Genomic DNA, 20331 nt, shown 5'->3' on the forward strand with positions numbered 1-20331 from the left:
AGAAAGACCATGGAAAAGAAGGAACTTACGCCCGAAGAACTCGAGGAACTCAAGCAGCGCCACATCCGCAGCTTCGTCATGCGCAAAGGACACATCTCGAATGCGCAGAAACGCGCTCTCGAGGAAGCGCTTCCGCGCTATGCGGTCGACTATGAGCCGAAGCTCCTCGACTTCAATGCCGCTTTCGGCCGTGAAGCCCCTGTTGTGCTCGAGATCGGCTGCGGCATGGGCGAAACCACCTGTGCGATTGCGGCGGCGCACCCGGAAATCAACTTTCTCGGCTGCGAAGTCTTCGCCGCCGGCGTGGGCGCACTCGCAAAGCGCCTTGATGAAATGGCGCTCACCAATGTGCGCATCGTGCGTCACGATGCCGTTGAGGTCGTGCGCGACATGATCCCGGAAAACTTCCTCGCGGGCGTGCACATCTACTTTCCCGATCCGTGGCGCAAGGCGCGCCACCATAAGCGCCGCCTCGTTGCCCAGCCCTTCATTGGAATGCTTGTTTCCCGCATTGCCCCGGGCGGCTACATCCACTGCGCCACCGACTGGGAAAATTATTCCGAACAGATGATGGAAGTTCTTTCTGCGGAACCGAAGCTCAGGAACCTCCATGAAGGCTTCAGCCCCGTCATGGCGAATCCCCTCTGCGAACGGCCGCAGACGAAGTTCCAGGCCCGCGGCGAAAGACTCGGCCACGGCATTTGGGATCTCGTCTTCATCCGCCAGTAATCCCGCTTTCCCGGTGAAAAAAGGCGCCTTCCAGAGGCGCCTTTTTTGTACGGAGGGACTAAACCGCCCGCCACTCAACCCACCCCATTGTGGTTGCGGCAAGAATCACTATGCCGAAAATAATGCGGTACCACCCGAACCCGCGGAAATCGTGGCCCGCCACAAAACGAAGGAGCCAGTGAACCACTAGGAGCGCGCTCACGAATGAGACGGCCGTGCCGATCGCAAGCCCGGGAAGGTTGTCGAGCACCAGATCGTTGCGAGCCTTCCAGAGGTCGTAGACCGTAGCGCCGAAAATCGTCGGAATAGCCAGGAAGAAAGAAAATTCTGTTGCCGCACGACGGGAAAGCCCCAGAACCATGCCGCCGATAATGGTGGCGCCCGAGCGGCTGGTCCCTGGAATCATGGCAAGGCACTGCATGAATCCCACGAGAAGCGCATCCTTCCAGGTCATGTCGTCCATCGTGGCAACTCTCGGCTGAGTGCCGAGCTTCGCCTGTCTCCCTTCGATCCAGAGAATGATGAAGCCGCCCAAGATAAGCGCAACGGCCACCGTCATGGGGTTGAAGAGATAAGCCTTGATGACGCCCGCCACAAGCACCCCGATCACCGCGGCCGGAAGAAATGCCACGATCGTGTTGATCGCGAGCCTCTGCTCCTTTCGATTCGAGAAAAGTCCCCTGAGGATCGAAAGAATCCGGGCACGGTAGTACCAGCAAACCGCGAGAATGGCGCCGGACTGAATGGCGACAACGAATTCGTCGGCTCCCGGAGTCTCTGCGAAGCCAACAATGTCGCTCGCAATGATGAGGTGACCCGTTGAGCTGATCGGCAGGAATTCCGTAAGACCTTCGACGATGCCGAGCACGGCTGCCTGGAGAGAATAAAGCCAGTCCACTTGGTGAAACTCTGAAGCTGTGATTGAAGAGAGTCCGACATTATCCGCGAGAGGAGTCCTCCTGGGCGGCGCACAAAGCCGCTCCGAAACAGCCGGAAACCAAAGAGCTCTGAAGAATCTCTGCGCTATGATCTCGAACCAGTCATAGGCGCAATCGTCCGCGTCCGCGACATCAACATACATCCCCGAAGGAGACATTCATGGCTGAAGACACCAAGCTCATTGACAGCGCTGAAATTGAAGAAATGCAGGACCGCATCGAAGCGCTCAAGAGTGAGGAGGCGATGGACGCAGGCGTGCTCGACGGCTACCTTACCGCCACGGCGCTCAACCCCGCAAAACCCTCCGAAGAAGATGTGCTTCCCTTCGTCTTCAGTGCATCGGGGGACCCGGAAGCGCTGCCCGACGACGAACGCCTCCTTGAACTCATCCGCATGCGCATGCGCGAAATCAAAGCCGCCCTCAATGCCGGCGGCGGCCTCGACCCGGTAATCTTCCCGCTCGTTGATGACGAAGGCAAGGAAGTCACGAACGAAGAAGGCATTGAAGCGGTCGTTCCCTGGGCAGCAGGCTTCATGATGGGCGCAACGCAGTGGCCGGACGAGGTGACGGAATCGGATGCGACGCAGAAGGCTCTGATCCCGATTGCCGCCCGCATGGCCGCTGAAGACGACGAGCTCGAGGCAGACGCTGAAGCGGTCTACCAGGCCGCCAAAAACTTGTGCCCGCCGGCAAAGGATCTCGGCGAAGCGCTCTACCAAATGGTTGAGAGCGTCTTCCGCCTCAAGGATCTCAATGTTCCCAATGAACCCATCCGCCGCGAGGCTCCCCGCGTCGGCAGAAACGATCCTTGCCCGTGCGGAAGCGGAAAGAAATTCAAGCAGTGCTGCGGCAAAAAGGCCTGAATAGCGCTCTGACTAAACTTCCGAAAAAAAGCCTGTTTCCTACATATTCCGGGAAACAGGCTTTTTTCATGCCGCTAAGCGCTCAGAAGCATCAATGCTTCAGGGGCTTGAAGCGCAGGCGCTTGGGCTTCGCGCCTTCCTCGCCGAGACGGCGGCGCTTGTCGGCTTCGTACTCGTTGTAGTTGCCGTTGAAGAAGACCACCTTGGAATCGCCTTCGAAAGCGAGGATATGCGTTGCAATACGGTCGAGGAACCAGCGGTCGTGCGACGTCACGAGCGCGCAGCCGGCAAACTCGAGGAGCGCTTCTTCGAGCGCGCGCAGGGTTTCAACATCAAGGTCGTTTGACGGTTCGTCAAGGAGCAGAACGTTCCCGCCCGCAAGAAGAGTCTTTGCGAGGTGAAGTCGACCGCGCTCGCCGCCCGAAAGGTTTCCGACGAGCTTCTGCTGATCGGCGCCCTTAAAGTTGAAGCGCCCGAGGTAGGCACGGCTCTGCATCGAGAACTTGCCGACCTGGAGAATATCCTGTCCGCCCGAAACCGCTTCAAAGGCCGTCTTGTCGTTGGGAAGCGAATCGCGCATCTGATCCACGGCCGCAAGCTTCACCGTCGGTCCGATCTTGATTTCGCCCGAATCCGGCTTTTCGCGTCCTTCAATCATCTTGAAGAGCGTCGACTTGCCGGCACCGTTGGGACCGATGACGCCGACGATGGCGCCGGGCGGAATGACAAAGGAAAGATCGTCGATCAGCAGCCTGTCGCCGAACCCCTTCGAGACGTGGCTGAATTCAATCACGTTGTTGCCGAGGCGCTCGGCAACCGGAATGAAAATCTCATTGGTTTCGTTGCGCTGCTGGTATTCGACCGAGGAGAGCTCTTCAAAGCGCGAAAGTCGTGCCTTCGACTTCGCCTGACGGCCCTTCGGATTCTGGCGAACCCATTCGAGCTCGTGCTTGATAGCCTTCATGCGGGCGTCTTCCTGACGCTTTTCGATCTCAAGACGGCGCTCCTTCTGGTCGAGCCAGGAGGAGTAGTTGCCCTTCCAGGGGATGCCTTCGCCGCGGTCGAGTTCAAGAATCCACTCCGCAGCATTGTCAAGGAAGTAGCGGTCATGCGTCACGGCGACGACCGTTCCGGGGAAGCGGTGCAGGAACTGCTCAAGCCATTCGACGGACTCCGCGTCCAGGTGGTTCGTCGGTTCGTCGAGAAGCAGCATGTCGGGACGCGAAAGGAGAAGACGGCAGAGCGCCACGCGGCGCTTTTCGCCGCCCGAAAGCACGCCGATCTTGGCGTCCCAGGGCGGAAGGCGAAGCGCATCAGCGGCGATTTCCATCTGCGTCGAGGCGTCGGTGCCGGCAGCCGCAATAATCGCCTCGAGGCGGGCCTGTTCCGCGGCGAGCGCATCGAAATCCGCGTCCGGTTCGGCATATGCCGCATAGACGGCATCAAGCTTTGCCTGAGCCTGCATGACTTCGCCCATGCCTTCCTCTACCGCTTCACGAACGGTCTGCTCGGGGTCGAGCTTAGGCTCCTGCGGAAGGTAGCCCATCTTGATCCCGGGCATCGGAATCGCTTCGCCTTCATGGTCCTTATCCACGCCCGCCATGATCTTGAGGAGCGTGGACTTGCCCGCGCCGTTGAGGCCGAGCACGCCGATCTTGGCGCCGGGGAAGAAGGAAAGAGAAATGTCCTTAAGAATCTGACGCTTCGGGGGAACGATCTTCCCGACGCGATTCATCGTGAAAACGTACTGTGCCATGTGTTCCTGCAAGAATTCGGCGAAATAAAGCTTCTTTCGGCTCCTGACGCCCTTCAGATGGGCGCTGCGAAGCGCGGAAGACGGCTACGGATAATACCGTATCCGAAGTTTTATCGCTCTGATAATTTAGGGATTTTTCCCTTACTTTCTCTTCTTTCTGCGGCCGCAGTAGCCGTGAAGAATCCAGAAGCGGCGAAGCCGATTCACCCGTTCAAGCTCCTCAGCGCGGTATTCCCCCATGGCTTCGGGCTGATAGCGCTTCCACTTCTTGTAAGCGCCCGACATATCCATGGCTTCAAGCTGCTTCACGATCACGCGGGGCATATGCGTGGTCACGAGACCGGACTGAAAGTCAATCAGCCCGGGCGTGCCGTCCGGGCGCATGATGATGTTGCCGCCGCCCCTCAGATCGAGATGCACGACGCCCCGTTCATGCACCTGGCGGATAAGGGCCTCAAGTTTTTCAAGAAACTCGGGCGTAACGCTCCTGGGCGCAGCTTTATCGAGCGACCGCCCCTCGATGTATTCAATCGCCAGCATGCCCGGCCCCACGCGCACGATATGCTGGGCGATTCCGCTGATGCCCTTCAGCCTTCGGATGGAAACAATTTCGTGCGAAATCAGGATGGGGGCAATCAGATTTCTCACGAACCATGAGCGGCAGGAAAAATCCTTCACCACCCATTTTCTGCCATCAATCTCGACTTCCGTCACCCGGGCATTCGCGCAGCGTCCCTCGCGCAGAAGGCGCGACGGGGCCTTTTCAATCTGAGAGATTGAAATGCTGACGTCGTCGATATTCGCCTGCGGCGCTCTGTCCCTGCACATCCCTGAAGCTGCACTCCCTGAAGCAAAGAGCGTTCCCGTATCAAGGCAGGAACGCTCCGCTTCGAAGGCAATCAATGCTGATTGCCCAGGATCTCTGAACCCGGCACTGTCGCTCAGGGCATCACCAGACCGCCGTTGCCGGCAGCCGGAGGTGCCTGGAAGCCGGGCATGCCGGGGGTCACAATCTGGTTGGCGGCTTCACGGCGCATTTCGCGAAGACGCTCAACCGTATCCTGAAGTCCCTTCTGAGCAGCGGCGCCATAGCCCGCAACCGCTTCGGCAAGAGTCTTTGCCGGGATTTCAAAATTGATGGGAATCGGCCCCACCTGGGTCATGATCTGAGCTTCGCCCAGGAAGACGATGTCGCGGCTTTCGTCGCGCGTACCGTCAACAAGAATCGGCGTCAGCACGCGCAGCGACCCCACGCGGCGATCAGAAATGATTTCTTCGCGCACAAGGCTCTTCGGATCCATCTGAGCGTCGAGTTCGTCCGTACCGGCCTGAGTATCTTCAGCCATTGCAGCTCCCACAAAGTAGTCGAATCGAAAATTTTGAAGGCCGCCCTAATTCGGACGACCGGAATTCTTAATCTTAGCGATAAACCATGACCGGGAAGCGTGAATGCGTAAGCACCTTCTGCGTTTCCGATCCGAGGAGCACGGCAGCGATGCCCTTGCGCCCGTGGCTCGCCATGAAGATGATGTCGCAGCCGTTCTTTTCGGCCTGCTCGATGATGGCTTCGGAGGGCGAGAAGCTCTTCACCATCACGGTTTTGTTTTCCACCCCCACGGCGTCCGCCACGCGCTTGGCCTCAGCGAGACGTTCCTCAGCCTCAGCAGATACGCGCTCGTCGTACTGTTCGATCGACTCAGGGCGATATTCCGCAAGGTTCGTATAGGAATAGGGCTCGATCACCGTCATGATGACGAGGGTTGCGCCAAGGGGTTTGGCAAAGCGGGCCGCGCCCTCAACCGCCTTCACAGAACGTTCCGATCCGTCCGTCGGCACAAGAATGCGCTTGTACATGCTGATTCTTCCTTTTTAGTCAAAGCGTTCCCGGCGCATGCTTATGAGCGCTGCGCCATAACTTACATTTTAGGGCGCGGCCGTGCTGTGCGTCCGCCTCTGATGGAAACTTGAAGGCTTTTTGGACCCTCCCGCTCCGCCCGCGCCTCTTTTTCTGCTTTTAACTCTAAGCAATTACGCCTACATGCCGACGGGAAGCAATGCAATAAGAAATTCAACACACTGATCAATCTATATTTTTAATTATCTAGAGGTCTCACCTTGAATTTGCATACCATTGCCTTTAGACAAACTTTAGAAAGATTTTGAATAAATTTTGCTTTGCGCCGTACTGCATTCCCCGCCTGCCGTGGTAACGTAGCTTCATCCAGATAAAGAGAGGGAGTCGCCCCGAAAAGGATCTTCCCCGGACCAGCGGAAAGTCTCTTTCATCGAGCGCATCTTCTCCCTCCGTCATAAGGAGACAATCCATGCGCATTCTCGTACCGGTTGACGGCAGCACCAACTCCCTCAACGCTGTCTCGTTCATCGCATCGCGCCAGACGCTTCTCGGAAGCAATCCTGATATTGAGCTGCTCAACATTCAGCTTCCGCTGCCGGCCCGCGCCTGCCGCTTAGTCGGCCAGGACGCCATCCAGCGCTACTACGAGGATGAAGCGGAAAAGGTCTTTGAACCCGCCCGCAAGATCCTGCAGAAAGTAGGCTTCAAGGCCATTGAATCCTTCGTTGTGGGCGAACCCGCCCCGTCGATTGCAAAGGCGGCGGAAAAAACGAGCGCCGACCTCATCGTCATGGGTTCGCGCGGCCAGAGCGCCATCAAGGGACTCTTCTTCGGCTCGGTCTCAAACGGCGTCCTTGCTCAAACGAAGTGCCCGATGCTCGTCATCCGCGGCAAAGCCACCACTGAAGACGATGCGCTTCGCGTCGGCATCGCCGTCGACGGCTCGAAGTACGGCCGCGCTGCCGTGCGTTATGCCCTCAAGCACATTTCGCTTTTCGGCACCGGCGCTACCTTCTATCTGATCAATGTGGTGAGCGACTACGCAGGCGCCGTCATGCCCGACATGGCTGGCATGGCGCTTCCGGCACTTTCCGAAGAGGAAGTGCTTGACCTGCAGCGCGAGGAATTCAATGAAGCCGTTGAACCGCTTCGTCCGCTCCTCGCCAAGGCCGCCATCAAGGCGAAGGAAGTCTGCCTCGTCGGCAACCCGGGCGACGAAATCTCCGCCTTTGCCCGCAAGCGCCGGCTCGACCTCATCGTCATGGGCTCGCACGGCTACGGCCGCTTCAAGAGCGCCATCATGGGCTCGACCGCCACGCGCATTGCGGCAACAGGCAATGTGCCGCTCCTCGTGATCCGCCAGCCCTGATGCGGTGAAAAACACGCAGTGAGCACGGTGCGGCGCTTCAGCCGCACCTGACGCCCGCCGATTCCATTCCGGAGCGGCGGGCTTTTTCATGCCTCCGAAATATGTCGCCATCACGCATATCCGGGATCCCGTGATAAGATCGCCCCCGCCTGACGCAGGGCGGCAGGCCCGGACGACCCGATCTTCATGACGTCGTTCGGTCGTTCCAGATCTTTTTTCCCGCTTTTCCGATGACAGAATCACTCAGGAAGGGATCCGCCATCCGCGAACCTCTGCGCATCTTCATTGCCGCCGAAAATCAGGCGGAGTGCGACCGCATCGCCCAGCGTCTCACGCGCGCACTTGACATGAAGATTGCGGGCAGCGCCACGAGCGCGGCCGAACTCGAAGCCGCCATGCGCTGCGACGCAAAGCTCGACGTGCTGATCACGGACGTCATGCTCGGGGCTGACGACATGGCCCCGGTTCTTACGCGCATCAAGCACCTGCGCGACGATCTCGACATTCTCATCTACACCGCCTTCTCGCAGGATCCGTTCGTCATCCGCGCCATTCTTGCGGGCGCCACCGGCTACATCCTCAAGGGAGACCAGGAAGACCTCGTCACGAGCGTGAGGCTTCTGAAGGGAGGGGGTTCTCCCGTATCGCCCACCGTGGCAAGAAGTGTTCTGCGCGCCATTCATTCGCGCACCTTTGCGCCTCAGCCCCCGCAGCCGCAGAAGCATGAGACGCCCGAGAATCTTCTGCTCTCGCAGCGCGAAACCGAAATTCTGACGCTCCTTGCCAAGGGGATTTCATTCTCAGAAATCGCCGACATTCTCTCGATTTCTCACCACACGGTGACGGCGCACATCAAGAAGATCTATCGAAAGCTTCAGGTGCATTCGAGAGGCGAAGCGGTCTACGAAGCCTCCTGCATGGGGCTTCTCTCAGACCGCATCGGCAGCTGACCCGCTTGGGCTCAGACTTCGCCTTCGCGAAGCCAGTGGCCGGACTTTCCGCCCGCCTTTTCAAGCAGGCAAATATCCTTCATCACCATTCCGCGGTCTACGGCCTTCAGCATGTCGTAGACCGTGAGAAGCCCCGCCTGAACGGCCGTGAGCGCCTCCATTTCGACGCCGGTCTTGCCGCAGCATTCGCACTGCGCGAAGCAGATGACGCGCGAATGCTCTCGATCAAGCTCAAAATCGACCGCAACGCGCGTGAGCGCGATCGGGTGGCAGAGAGGAATAATTTCCGCCGTCTTCTTTGAAGCCATGATGGCGGCAATCCGGGCAACGCCGATAACGTCGCCCTTTTTTGCCGTTCCAGCCTCAACGAGTTGAAACGTTTCGGGCGCCATGCAGATTTCGCCGCGGGCGCGGGCAATGCGCTTCGTTTCCGCCTTGGCGCCGACATCGACCATGTGCGCGTCGCCCTTGGCGTCGAAGTGCGTAAGTCCGTTCATATCTTCCTCCTGATGAGAGCCTTGATCCATTCAGGCAATTTTTCGACACTTCTCTAATGTTTTCTCACGCAAGCACGAAGCCTCGCCGGGCCATAATGCTTGGATCCAGTGAAAAAAACTCTGCAGTCGGAAGTGCGCTGCCCGAGGCGAGATTAGCACCCAAACGCGCTCATTGAAGACCGGATCACAATGTCCCGATTTCTGAAGTCCGTCATTGCCATTGCCACAAGCCTTATTACGGCAGCCGTTCCTGTTTCGGCCTCTGCCGCGAGCGCGCTTGACCTGAATCTCCCTGCGCTCGGATCCACTGCCGATGCAGGGCTCTCTCCTCAGGACGAATATCGTCTCGGCACGCAGCTGATGGCTCAGGTGCGGGCGGATCCCACCTACCTTGCAGACCCGGAGATCATGGATTATCTCGGGCGTCTCGGCTATCAGCTCGTGAGTCAGGCGCGCTCGAGCACCTACAACTTCTTTTTCTTCCCCATCCGGGACGACACGCTCAACGCCTTCGCGCTCCCCGGCGGCTACATTGCCGTCCATACCGGCACCATCATTGCCGCTCAGAGCGAGAGCGAACTCGCAGGCGTCATGGCGCATGAAGTGAGTCACGTCGCGCAGCGCCACATTGCCCGCATGATTGAAGGTCAGACCGGGAACCTCGCCCTCACGCTCGGCTCCATTCTGCTCGCCATCCTTGCCGCACGCGCAGGCGGCAGCTCCGGCGGCCACGCCGCTGCAGCCATTGCAATGGGCTCGCAGGCCGCAATGATCCAGTCGCAGCTCAATTATTCGCAGAACGCCGAGCGCGAGGCCGACCGACTGGGAATTGCCACGCTCTATGCCGCGGGCTTTGATCCCCACGGGATGGAAGACTTCTTCTCGCGTCTGCAGGCGAGCAACCGCTTCTACCGCTCTGCGGCTCCCGCTTACCTGTCGACCCACCCGCTCACCGCGGAACGCATGGCAGACATGGAGAACCGCACGCGGCAGCTCCCCGCACAGCGGCACAAGGATTCCGCCGACTTCGGCCTCATTCAGGTCCGTGCCAGAGTGCTGCAGGAAACAAACTGGGACGGCTGGAACAAAGTTAAAAGAGAGCTCGCCCGCGATCTTTCCGCGGCCTCCGGCACCCGAGCCTGCACGCTCTCCTACGGCATTTCCGTGGCCGAAGGCATGCTGAAGAATACGGACGCGGCCTACCGCGCCGCCCAGGACTCCATGAAGTGCGGCATCCGTTCGGCCATTCTCGAACGGAACCTCACGCGTACGGCCTTTGATGCGGCCAAAACCCAGAAAGCGAAGCTCGACGCGCTTGCGGCCGCCAAAGCGGCGCTGTCGCGCTATCCGCTCTCTGCGATGATGGCGGAAAACTATGTCGACCTCCTTTATGCGCTCGGCCGCCACGAGGAGCTCATCAATTTCCTGAGAAGCGGCGTTGCGCTCTCCGACACCTCGAGCGACTACCACGCGCTCCTTGCGCGTTCCTATGAAGCGCTCGGGAAAAAGAGCCTCCAGTACATGCATACGGGCGAAATGTACGCGCAGCTCGGCGCCACGGAAGCAGCGGTTTATCAGTATTCGCTCGCGCAGAAGGCCAATGACGGCGACTTCTACACCATGAGTGAAATTGATGCGCGGCTCAGAGACCTGAGGCGGCAGTACGACGACGAAAAGAAGGCGGCCGAGCGGTAGCAGCGCACCCGAAGCCGCTCAAAAAGTCGTCTTTCCGGACGACGCTTTCGCCTGCGGCAGTGTGCGAAAATAGCCCCAACTTTTTGCCCCCCTTTCATTTTTGCGACGCGGCGCGCCTCTTTTTCGGGCGCGAACCGCGCCATTCGTTATGGCTATTGAAGATTTTCTTACCGTTGCCGCTCCTACCGATGAAATGATCGAAACCGATGCCGTCGTCGTCGGCGCCGGTCCTGTCGGCCTCTTCCAGGTTTTTGAGCTTGGCCTTCTTGAAATCAAGTGCCACGTCATTGATTCGCTGCGCACCGTTGGCGGCCAGTGCATGGAGCTTTATCCGACCAAGCCCATCTACGACATCCCGGCGGTTCCGGTCTGCTCCTCCTATGAGCTCACCGAAAACCTCCTCAAGCAGAATCATCACTTTGCTCCGGTCTTTCATCTCGGCGAAGAAGTGACCGACGTGAAGAAGCTCGAGGACGGCACCTTCCACGTGACCACGTCCGCGGGTTCGCGCTTCCATTGCAAGGTAGTGATCATCGCGGCCGGCGTCGGCTCCTTCCAGCCGCGGCCGCTGCGCGTAAAGGGCATCGAGAAGTTCGAAGGCACCCAGCTTCATTACAGCTGCAAGGATCCCTCGATCTTTGAAGGCAAGAATGTCGTCATCCTGGGCGGCGGCGACTCAGCGCTCGACTGGACCCTCAACCTCGTCGGCAAGGCCGAGAGCGTTGTGCTCGTCCACCGCCGCGACGGCTTCCGCGCGCAGGCGGCGTCCGTCGCCCGCATGAAGGAACTCTGCGAAAACTGGGAAATGCAGTTTGAAGTGGGCCAGGTCACGGGCTTCACGGAAGAAGACGGCAAGCTCACAGAAGTCGCCGTCTCCGGCGCCGACGGCGTCACGCGCCGCATCCCGCTCGACCATCTCCTCGTCTTCTTTGGTCTTCAGCCGAAGCTCGGCCCCATTGAAAACTGGGGACTCAACCTTGAGCGCAAGCAGATCGTCGTCGATACCGCACGCTTTGAATCGAGCATTCCCGGCATCTTCGCCGTGGGCGACATCAATACGTACCCTGGGAAGAAGAAGCTCATTCTCTCGGGCTTCCATGAATGCGCGCTGGCTGCCTTTGCTGCCTGCGACTATGTCTTCCCTGAAAAGCGCGTCTTCCTCCAGTACACGACGACGAGCCCGAAGCTCCACAAGGTGCTCGGCGTTGAAACGCCGACCTTCGACGATTAAGCCCTGAAGCGGCGCGTCTTTCGCGCGTTACTTAAAAAAATCCCCGCTGAGCCGAAAGGAGCCGCGGGGATTTTTGTTTTGGAAGAAGCCCTTTATCAGTCGTTCTTCACCGAAATGGTCGGCATGCGGGCGGAATAGTCCTTGCCGAGCTTGGCGACCGCGCCGGCAATCTTCATTGCGATCGAGCGGTACATCTTCGCGGCCGGGCTTTCCGGATCAGCCGCGACGGTGGGATTGCCGCTGTCGGCAGCCTCGCGGATGTCCGCGGAAAGCGGAAGTTCGCCGAGAAGCGGGACGCCGTAGGTCTCGCTCATGCGCTTCGCACCGCCCTCGCCGAAGATATGCTGGACCTTGCCGCAGCAGGGGCAAATGAAGACCGACATGTTTTCGATGATGCCGATCAGGGGAACGTTCACCTTCTCGAACATTCTGAGACCCTTCTTCGCATCAATGAGCGCAATGTCCTGCGGAGTCGTTACGACGACGGCGCCCGTCAGGGGCGAGCTCTGCGAGAGCTGCAGCTGAATGTCGCCCGTTCCCGGGGGCATGTCGACGATGAGGTAGTCGAGGTCGTGCCAGTTGGTAAGCGTGAGGAGCTGATTGAGCGCGCCCGAGGCCATCGGACCGCGCCAGATCATCGGTTCATCCTCGTCGACCATGAAGCCGACGGAATTGATCTGAATGCCGTGCGCCTCAAGCGGCTCCATGGTCTTGCCGTCGACGGTCATCGGCTGCCCGTGAGCGCCGAGCATGGTGGGCTGCGAGGGGCCATAGACGTCGGCATCAAGAACGCCCACTTTGGCGCCTTCGTAGCTGAGCGCAAGCGCAAGGTTGGCCGACACCGTCGACTTGCCGACGCCGCCCTTGCCGGATGAAACGGCAATGATGTTCTTCACGCCCGGAAGAACGCGCTGCGTGCCCTGCACCTTATGCGCAATGATGTTCTGCTTCACATCTGCGCGAACCGTCTCGGCGCCGAGTTCCTTCACGGCGCTTTCGACTGCGGCCTTGACGGACTCAATCGCGAAGCGGGCGGGATAGCCGAGCTCGATATGAACCACAACACCGCCCTTGTCGTCGGTTTCAATGCCCTTCAGCATGCGGGCAGAGACGTAGTCCGTACCGACCACGGGGTCGATCAGTTTTGAAAGGCGCTCCTCAACCTGAGAAGTGGAAATCGTCATGGGGGACTCCTCGAAATAGGAAAGAGCCGTTACTGCTGCTCTTTTTGGAATGCTTGAGAGATTCTAATTAGCCTCCCGAAAAGCTTCCTTACGCCAAGCGAACTATGGCCGGAAACAATTCGCAAAATTAAAGTGCTCGGCTTCGAATTCAACTGAAGCTACACTCGGCGAGCCTTCCTCCTAATACAAGAAGCGCATACCCAATCAATCACCGACGATTCAATTCTCAACTCACTGGAGCTGACCTTCATGTTCACGCGTCGTCAGATCATTCAGAACGCCGGCCTTCTCATGGGACTCGCCGCAAGCGGAGCGTTTGCCTCGAATGCCTTTGCCAATACCGAATCCGCCGGCCTTGTCGTTCCCTTCCCTGCGGGCGGCGGCGGCGACGTCCTCGCTCGATCGGTTGCGGGCGCTCTTGCCGAAGAGCTCGGCACGAAAATCTGGGTCGACAACCGTCCGGGCGCCGGCGGCACGATCGGTGCGCGCCATCTTTCCCGTGCCCGCGCCGACGGTTCAATGCTCGGCTACGTCACAAACGGCATCCTCTGCGTCAATCCGCTCCTCTATCCGAACGTTCCTTTTAATCCGCGCGAAGAACTCCGCCCGGTCGGCATGATTTCCGAAATCGGCCTCGTGGGCGTGCTCAATCCGAATGCGATCAAGGGCGTCACGGATCTGAAGAGCCTCGTCGCCTGGGCTAAGGCGCACCCGAAGGAAGTGAACTTCGCCTCCTCGGGCATCGGCACCACAAGCCACCTTGCGGGACTTCTTTTCGCACGCCGTGCGGGACTCGAGCTCACGCACGTTCCTTATCGCGGAGGGGCCGCAGCAATGCTCGACGTCCTCTCGGGCCGCATTCCCTTCATGATCGACGTTGCTCCCAATGCGCTGCAGCATGTGAGTAGCGGCAAGCTCACGGCGCTCGGCTCCGCCTCGAGAAAGCGCCTCGAGATTGCTCCCGACATCCCGACCTTTGCGGAAGCAGGCGTCGCCGGCGTCGAACTCTCCGCCTGGGACGGTATCGTGCTCCCGAAGGGCGCATCGGATGAACTTGTCAATCGCGTGTCCGCTGCACTCGCGCGCGCGCTCAAGCGTCCCGAGGTTGTTGCGAGCCTCTCCAAGAAAGGCGCCGAACCCCGTCCCGGCACGAGCGCCGACTTCATCCGCTTTATTGAGTCCGAAACCCCGAAATGGGCCGAGCTCGTAGAGGCCGTTCAGGCTGAAGCTTCAAAATAAGGTGCGGCTTCTCCCTTAAAAACTCATCTTCTCACGGGCGCCCGGGCGGCAGATAATGTAAATTCTTTGCCGCATTTTCCTCTCGCATCAGTGCGGGCGCCCGGACCGGCTTCCATCAGGCCGCTGAGACGCGCCCTCGCTGAAATTCTCATCAGAATCTGAAGACAACACATGACTCAGCGCAAACTTTTCGTGACCACGGCTCTTCCCTATGCGAACGGCGCCTTCCACATGGGTCACATCATGGAATACATCCAGGCCGACATTTGGGTTCGTCACGAACGCATGTGCGGCAACATTGTGCATTTTGTCGGTGCAGACGACGTGCACGGCGCGCCGATCATGATTGCCGCCCAAAAGCGCGGTCTTACCCCGCAGGCCTTTGTCGCTGAAATCGCCTCCGGCCGCAAGCAGTACCTCGACGGCTTCCACATCAGCCACGACTACTGGGGTTCGACCGACTCGAAGGAAAACCACGAGCTCTCGCAGGAAATCTACCGCCGCCTCAAGGCCGCAGGCCTCATCTACACGAAGGATGTCGAGCAGTTCTACGACACCGTGAAGTGCATGTTCCTCGCGGACCGCTTCATCAAGGGCACCTGCCCGCGCTGCGGCGCTCCCGACCAGTACGGCGACAACTGCGAAAAGTGCTCGGCCGTCTATTCGCCCACTGAGGTGATCAATCCCTATTCGACGCTTTCTGGTTCGCGCCCGGAACTGCGTACGTCCACGCACTACTTCTTCAAGCTCTCCGACCCGCAGTGCGTTGAGTTCCTGCGCCACTGGACGAAGGGCACGGGCAAGGACGGGAAGCCCTCCGTGCAGGAAGAAGTGCTCGCCAAGGACAGCGAATGGCTCGGCGCCGACGGACACCTCGCCGACTGGGACATCTCGCGCGATGCGCCTTACTTCGGCATTGAGATCCCGGACGCTCCGGGCAAATATTTCTACGTGTGGCTCGATGCTCCTGTGGGATATCTCGCCGCCCTCAAGGCCTATTCCGAAAAGAAGGGCTTTGACTTCGAAAAATTCCTCGAAGATCCGGAAACCGAGCAGATTCACTTCATCGGCAAGGACATCATCTACTTCCACACGCTCTTCTGGCCGGCCATGCTGAAGTTCTCCGGCAAGCCCTTCCGCGTGCCGGATCACATCAACGCCCACGGCTTCATGACCGTGAACGGCGAAAAAATGAGCAAGAGCCGCGGCACGGGCATTTCGCCCCTGGAATATCTGAAGCTCGGCATGAATGCCGAGTGGCTGCGCTACTACCTCGCCGCCAAGATGAATTCGCGCGTTGAAGACGTCGACTTCACGAAGCTCGACTTCGCGCAGCGCGTCAATTCCGACCTGATCGGCAAGTACGTGAACATCGCCTCGCGTGCTGCCGGCTTCATCGTGAAGCGCTTCGAAGGCCGCGTGCTTGATTCCGCCATGACGGATCCCCTGGTCGGGAATCTCATGAGCCGCGTTCCTGAAGTCTCGGCTTTCTACGAAGCCCGTGAATTCGCACGCGCCACGCGTCTCGTGATGGAATTGGCAGACCTCGTCAACGAATACGTTGATGAAAAGAAGCCCTGGGAGCTCGCGAAGCACCCCGAAAAGGCCGAGGAACTGCACCATGTTTCCTCCGTTGCGCTGGAATGCTTCCGCCTCCTCACGCTCTGCCTCAAGCCCGTACTTCCGGCTACGGCCGAACGCGTCGAGAACTTCCTCTCGATCGCTCCGCTCGCCTGGGCCGATGCTGCCAAGCACCTCTCGAGCGCGGATCCGATCAAGCCCTACCAGCACCTCATGCAGCGCGTCGACATGGAGAAGCAGTTGAACGTCCTCGTGCCGGAAAAAGCGCCGGAACCCGAACCCACCGTTCCGGGCGGCGAACCGATCGCCCCGGAAGTGACGATCGACGACTTCTCGAAGGTTGATCTTCGCGTCGCGAAGATCGTCAAGTGCGAAGAGGTTGAGGGTTCGACCAAGCTCCTGCGCCTCACGCTCGACCTCGGCGAAGGCCGCACCCGCAACGTCTTCTCCGGAATCAAGAGCGCCTATAAGCCCTCCGACCTCGAAGGCCGCCTCACGGTGATGATCGCCAATCTTGCTCCGCGCAAGATGCGCTTCGGCGTCTCCGAAGGCATGGTGCTTGCGGCGTCGGATGCTGCCGACAAGTCGCTCGGGCTCTTCCTGCTCTCGCCCGATTCGGGCGCCCAGCCCGGCATGCGCATTCGCTAAGGAATAACCCGCGCTTCCCGCACAAACGGGAAGCGCTTTGAGATAGCGCAAAGGGGCGCGGCCATATGGCCGCGCCTTTTTTCTTAAACTATTGGCCCTCTCTTTTTTCCCTCATTGCTCCTCTTTTCTCTCAAAAAAATGAGCCTCTCAAAGCAGGCAGGAGAATTCCTGCACCATCTGCCGCTCGCGCACTTCCGGCCGGTGCTTCTTGACAGCATCAAGGGCTACAGCCGCCACATGCTTACCCGCGACATCTCTGCCGGCCTCACCGTCGGCATGGTGGCGCTCCCGCTTGCCATGGCATTCGGCATTGCCTCCGGCGTTCCGCCGGAAGCGGGTCTCTACACGGCCATCATCGCGGGCTTTCTGATTTCGCTCCTCGGCGGCTGCCGCGTGCAGATCGGCGGCCCGGCAGGCGCTTTCGTCGTCATCATCTACGGCATCATCGCGCAGTACGGGCTCTCGAACCTGATGCTCGCGACCATCGGCTCGGGCATCATTCTCTTCTTTATGGGGCTCTTCAAGCTCGGGGGCTTCATCAAATTCATCCCGATTTCGATCGTGATCGGCTTCACGAACGGCATCGCAGTGATGATCGGCCTGCAGCAGGTGAAGGATTTCCTCGGTCTCTCGATTGCCAAGATGCCGGCCGACTTCTTTGAGATGATCCTCACGATCATCGCGCACATCAAGACCTTTAATCCCTGGGCATTCGGCATTGCGCTCACGAGCTTCCTCGTGATCTTCTTCTGGCCGAAGGGCTATTCGATGAACGGTCCGCAGTGGAAGCGCTGGATCGCGCACCTCCCGGGCACCGTCGTCGTTCTCATCCTGTCGACGGTTTTCGTGAGCCTCTTCAACATCCCCGTTGAGACGATCGGAAGCAAGTTCGGCGGCATTCCGCAGGGCCTTCCTGAGCTCCGGCTCCCTGAGTTCGACTGGCAGAGCGCCAAGCAGCTGTACGGCGCCATGCTCACGCTCGCCGTGCTCGGCTCCATTGAAAGCCTCCTCTGCGCGCGCGTTGCCGACACGATGACCGACGACCGCCACGACCCCAATCAGGAACTGATGGGTCAGGGCGTCGCCAACATGATCGTTCCCTTCTTCGGCGGCATTCCCGCCACCGGCACCATCGCGCGTACGGTGACGAACATCAAGTCGGGCGCCTTTTCGCCCGTGGCCGGCATGGTGCACGCCGTGACGCTTCTCGTCGTCATTCTGGTCGCTGCGCCCCTCGCCGCGAGCATTCCGCTTTCCGCGCTCGCTGCCATCCTCGTCTTCGTTGCCTGGAACATGGGCAACTGGAAGGAATTCGTGCGTCTGAAGCGCATGTCGCTTTCCTATAAGGCAACGCTTCTTCTCACCTTCTTCCTTACGGTGATCTTCGACCTCACCGTCGCGGTGGAATTCGGTCTCGTCGTTGCCTGCATCTTCTTCCTCATCCGCATGAACAACATCACGGTTGTGGAACCCGCGACGCTGCCCTTCCACATGCCCGATACGGTGGAGGCCTGGCACATCAGAGGCGCGCTCTTCTTCGGCTCCATCTCGAAGCTCGAGCACGTCACTGATCCGCATCGCCTCATGGCCGCGAACTCCGCGAAGATCGTCATCCTAGACTTCACGGATCTCGTCAACATCGACAATTCCGCGATGGACCAGATTGAGGTCTTTGTGAGAGCGCTCCATCGCCATCATCATGAACTCATCATTGCGGGCGCTTCCGGCCATCCGCTCCGTCAGCTCGAACGCACGGGCATTGCGCAGGCGCTCGGACCCAACCTCGTCCCCGACATGGAATTTGCCATGGCGCGCGCTGATATCGTCCTCGCGGAACTCGCTGAGGAAGAAAAGAAGGAACAGGCTGCGCTTCAGGCCTGATTGAAGGTTTGAAGCTTTCGCGCCTTAAAGGGCCGCTCGAGATATTTCGGGCGGCCTTTTCCTTGTGCGCCCGGCAGCGCACGTGTGTTTATGTGGTGAAAGTCCACTGACCGCCCGAGAAGGGGAAGGTCTAGCGACTCGGCAGAGTCAGGGAGGCAACAAACTGATGAAGGAAGCCGATAGCAAATAGCCAGTCCGACGAACAGGAAGCGGATGCGAGGCGTCTCAATTGGGAGAGCGAGCAAGAAGTCGTTAACCCCATACTTCTACGGACACAGTTGGGACGTAAATCCGACGGATAGGGCTAGAAGCGCATGTGTGATACCCGGGGAGATCCCTGCCAGTGCCTATGGCTACCGACGTCGCAAGGCGGAGGGATGCTGGTTGGGAAGTCAGCCGAGGCCGTAGTAGGCGAAACTGCCGAAGGGCCGAATTCAAACATTGCAAGTAGAGGATGCATATCTCTTCGACAGCGACGGCAGTAGCCGCGGGAAACCGTAATCGAAGCAAATCGAGTAGATCTGCCCGGAGGATGGAGGACGGAAGCCGAGATCCAAGGGGCGGGGCCGGAGGTCGAACAAGCTACCGTAGGGATGCACCATTGGACGAAAGCAGGAGGACCAGTGATAACACTGGAAGAGGTTCTATCACCAAGAAACATGCTTCAGGCATGCGACCGGGTGATAACCAATAAGGGAGCTCCGGGGGTTGACGGCATGACTGTCGACCAATGCTCGGGGCACTTTGCCAAGCATGGTGCGAGCATCTGCGCGCACATCCGGCAGGGAACGTACATTCCCTTCCCGGTGCGTCGCGTCGATATCCCAAAGCCGAACGGAGGCACCAGAATGCTGGGCATCCCGACGGTGCAGGACCGCGTGATCCAGCAGGCAATCGCGCAGATTCTGACTGCGCACTACGACCCGACCTTTTCGGAATACAGCTATGGATTCCGTACGGGACGCAGTGCGCATGACGCGATCAAGCAATCGACCGCCTACATTGAAGGCGGCTGTCGCTTCATCGTGGAAATAGATCTTGCGAAGTTCTTCGATACGGTGAACCACGACAGACTGATGTCGCGCCTCGAGAAGGACTGCACCGATAAAGCGCTTCTGAAGCTGATCCGACGGTATTTGCGGACGGGCATCATGTCTGACGGGCTTGTTGAAGCTCGAGAGGAAGGCACGCCGCAAGGGTCACCGCTCAGCCCGATCCTGTCGCTGATCGTCCTTGACGAACTCGATAAGTTCTTGGAGAAGCGCGGACTTCGATTCTGCCGCTACGCTGACGACGTCGGCCTGTATGTGCAGTCGCGTCGCGCGGGCGAACGTGCGCTGGCAACGGCAACGAAATTCATCGAGGAGACGCTCAAGTTGCGGGTTAACCGTGACAAGAGCGGCGTCTTTCGCCCTGGAAGGGCGAAATTTCTCGGTTACACCTTTTGGCGCCGGAAGCCAGTCGCACACCCGAAAAGCATCGACAGACTGAAGCAGAAGCTGAAGGCTGTCTTCTTTCGGGCGCGAGGCTCATCGCTTCTCGCGACCATCAAGCGACTCAACATGATCCTGCGAGGGTGGCGGAATTATTTCCAGCTTGACCTTCGCAAATCGGTATACGACAAGCTGGACTGCCATATCCGGAGACACCTTCGGAAGCTGGTGTGGCTGGCATGGAAAAAGCCGAAACGCCGATTGGCGGCTCTGATCAAGTTGGGGATCCCCACTGCTGAAGCCAGAAAAGCCGCCGGTGTCGGGTCAGGCGCCTGGAGGATGTCAGGGACGCAAACCATGCACAAGGCCTACCCGATCGACTTCTTTCGACGCAACAAGCTGTACTCTCTGCTTGAGATGAGATAGCAACCTTCATTCATGTTTGGAAACCGCCGGATGCCGAACGGCATGTCCGAAGAG

Annotated in this window: 17 protein-coding genes; 10 read left to right on the top strand and 7 right to left on the bottom strand. The window is 59.1% G+C overall.

What is annotated here, in order from left to right; all coding sequences use genetic code 11:
- Positions 1-9 precede the first annotated feature (9 nt).
- The gene (gene trmB, locus FG381_RS06875; RefSeq protein ID WP_139688128.1) at positions 10-729 is read left to right on the top strand and encodes a tRNA (guanosine(46)-N7)-methyltransferase TrmB; all 720 of its coding nucleotides are present in this window, start codon (positions 10-12) and stop codon (positions 727-729) included.
- A gap of 58 nt (positions 730-787) precedes the next feature.
- On the opposite strand, the gene FG381_RS06880 is transcribed toward trmB, so the two are convergent.
- Positions 788-1627, bottom strand: coding sequence for an undecaprenyl-diphosphate phosphatase (locus tag FG381_RS06880; protein WP_139688129.1), 840 nt, complete (start codon positions 1625-1627; stop codon positions 788-790).
- 200 nt (positions 1628-1827) lie between these two features.
- Here FG381_RS06880 and FG381_RS06885 point away from each other — a divergent pair, with 200 nt between their 5' ends.
- Positions 1828-2532, top strand: coding sequence for a UPF0149 family protein (locus tag FG381_RS06885; RefSeq protein WP_139688130.1), 705 nt, complete (start codon positions 1828-1830; stop codon positions 2530-2532).
- Positions 2533-2623: 91 nt separating this feature from the next.
- On the opposite strand, the gene ettA is transcribed toward FG381_RS06885, so the two are convergent.
- From ettA to FG381_RS06905, 4 genes are all read right to left on the bottom strand, one after another.
- Positions 2624-4288 (bottom strand): energy-dependent translational throttle protein EttA, encoded by a 1665-nt coding sequence (gene ettA / locus FG381_RS06890; RefSeq protein ID WP_139688131.1) that lies wholly within the window; start codon positions 4286-4288, stop codon positions 2624-2626.
- Positions 4289-4429: 141 nt separating this feature from the next.
- A complete protein-coding gene (locus tag FG381_RS06895) occupies positions 4430-5116 on the bottom strand; it encodes a protein kinase family protein (protein WP_139688132.1) in 687 nt (228 codons plus the stop codon).
- A gap of 113 nt (positions 5117-5229) precedes the next feature.
- Complete coding sequence (locus FG381_RS06900; protein ID WP_139688133.1) at positions 5230-5634, bottom strand: hypothetical protein; 405 nt, start codon at positions 5632-5634, stop codon at positions 5230-5232.
- Positions 5635-5707: 73 nt separating this feature from the next.
- The gene (locus FG381_RS06905; RefSeq protein ID WP_139688134.1) at positions 5708-6142 is read right to left on the bottom strand and encodes a universal stress protein; all 435 of its coding nucleotides are present in this window, start codon (positions 6140-6142) and stop codon (positions 5708-5710) included.
- 470 nt (positions 6143-6612) lie between these two features.
- On the opposite strand from FG381_RS06905, the gene FG381_RS06910 reads away from it, so the two are divergent.
- Together FG381_RS06910 and FG381_RS06915 are read left to right on the top strand one after the other, a co-directional pair.
- Positions 6613-7512, top strand: a complete 900-nt coding sequence (locus FG381_RS06910; protein ID WP_139688135.1) for a universal stress protein — start codon at positions 6613-6615, stop codon at positions 7510-7512.
- 230 nt (positions 7513-7742) lie between these two features.
- Positions 7743-8462: a helix-turn-helix transcriptional regulator gene (locus FG381_RS06915; RefSeq protein ID WP_139688136.1), complete on the top strand. Its 720-nt coding sequence runs from the start codon at positions 7743-7745 to the stop codon at positions 8460-8462.
- A gap of 11 nt (positions 8463-8473) precedes the next feature.
- On the opposite strand, the gene moaC is transcribed toward FG381_RS06915, so the two are convergent.
- The gene (moaC, locus tag FG381_RS06920; protein ID WP_139688137.1) at positions 8474-8959 is read right to left on the bottom strand and encodes a cyclic pyranopterin monophosphate synthase MoaC; all 486 of its coding nucleotides are present in this window, start codon (positions 8957-8959) and stop codon (positions 8474-8476) included.
- A gap of 189 nt (positions 8960-9148) precedes the next feature.
- Between moaC and FG381_RS06925 the strand changes: the two genes are divergently transcribed.
- Together FG381_RS06925 and FG381_RS06930 are read left to right on the top strand one after the other, a co-directional pair.
- Positions 9149-10654: a M48 family metallopeptidase gene (locus FG381_RS06925; RefSeq protein ID WP_139688138.1), complete on the top strand. Its 1506-nt coding sequence runs from the start codon at positions 9149-9151 to the stop codon at positions 10652-10654.
- Between the two features lie 148 nt (positions 10655-10802).
- A complete protein-coding gene (locus tag FG381_RS06930) occupies positions 10803-11885 on the top strand; it encodes an NAD(P)/FAD-dependent oxidoreductase (protein WP_139688139.1) in 1083 nt (360 codons plus the stop codon).
- Between the two features lie 95 nt (positions 11886-11980).
- Here the strand turns inward: FG381_RS06930 and apbC are convergent, their stop codons facing one another.
- Complete coding sequence (gene apbC, locus FG381_RS06935) at positions 11981-13069, bottom strand: iron-sulfur cluster carrier protein ApbC (protein ID WP_139688140.1); 1089 nt, start codon at positions 13067-13069, stop codon at positions 11981-11983.
- A 249-nt stretch (positions 13070-13318) separates the two neighbouring features.
- On the opposite strand from apbC, the gene FG381_RS06940 reads away from it, so the two are divergent.
- The 4 genes from FG381_RS06940 to ltrA all read left to right on the top strand — a co-directional run bounded on the left by FG381_RS06940 (position 13319) and on the right by ltrA (position 20277).
- Positions 13319-14308 (top strand): Bug family tripartite tricarboxylate transporter substrate binding protein, encoded by a 990-nt coding sequence (locus tag FG381_RS06940; protein WP_228025617.1) that lies wholly within the window; start codon positions 13319-13321, stop codon positions 14306-14308.
- A 171-nt stretch (positions 14309-14479) separates the two neighbouring features.
- Entirely contained in the window at positions 14480-16537 is a 2058-nt protein-coding gene (metG, locus tag FG381_RS06945) for a methionine--tRNA ligase (RefSeq protein WP_139688141.1), read from the top strand.
- Positions 16538-16675: 138 nt separating this feature from the next.
- Positions 16676-18418, top strand: a complete 1743-nt coding sequence (locus tag FG381_RS06950) for a SulP family inorganic anion transporter (protein ID WP_139688142.1) — start codon at positions 16676-16678, stop codon at positions 18416-18418.
- A gap of 659 nt (positions 18419-19077) precedes the next feature.
- On the top strand, positions 19078-20277 hold the full coding sequence (ltrA, locus tag FG381_RS06955; RefSeq protein ID WP_228025619.1) for a group II intron reverse transcriptase/maturase: 1200 nt from the start codon (positions 19078-19080) through the stop codon (positions 20275-20277).
- Positions 20278-20331: the final 54 nt, after the last annotated feature.

Source organism: Sutterella faecalis (assembly GCF_006337085.1).
In the GTDB taxonomy this organism is placed as follows: Bacteria; Pseudomonadota; Gammaproteobacteria; order Burkholderiales; family Burkholderiaceae_F; genus Sutterella; species Sutterella faecalis.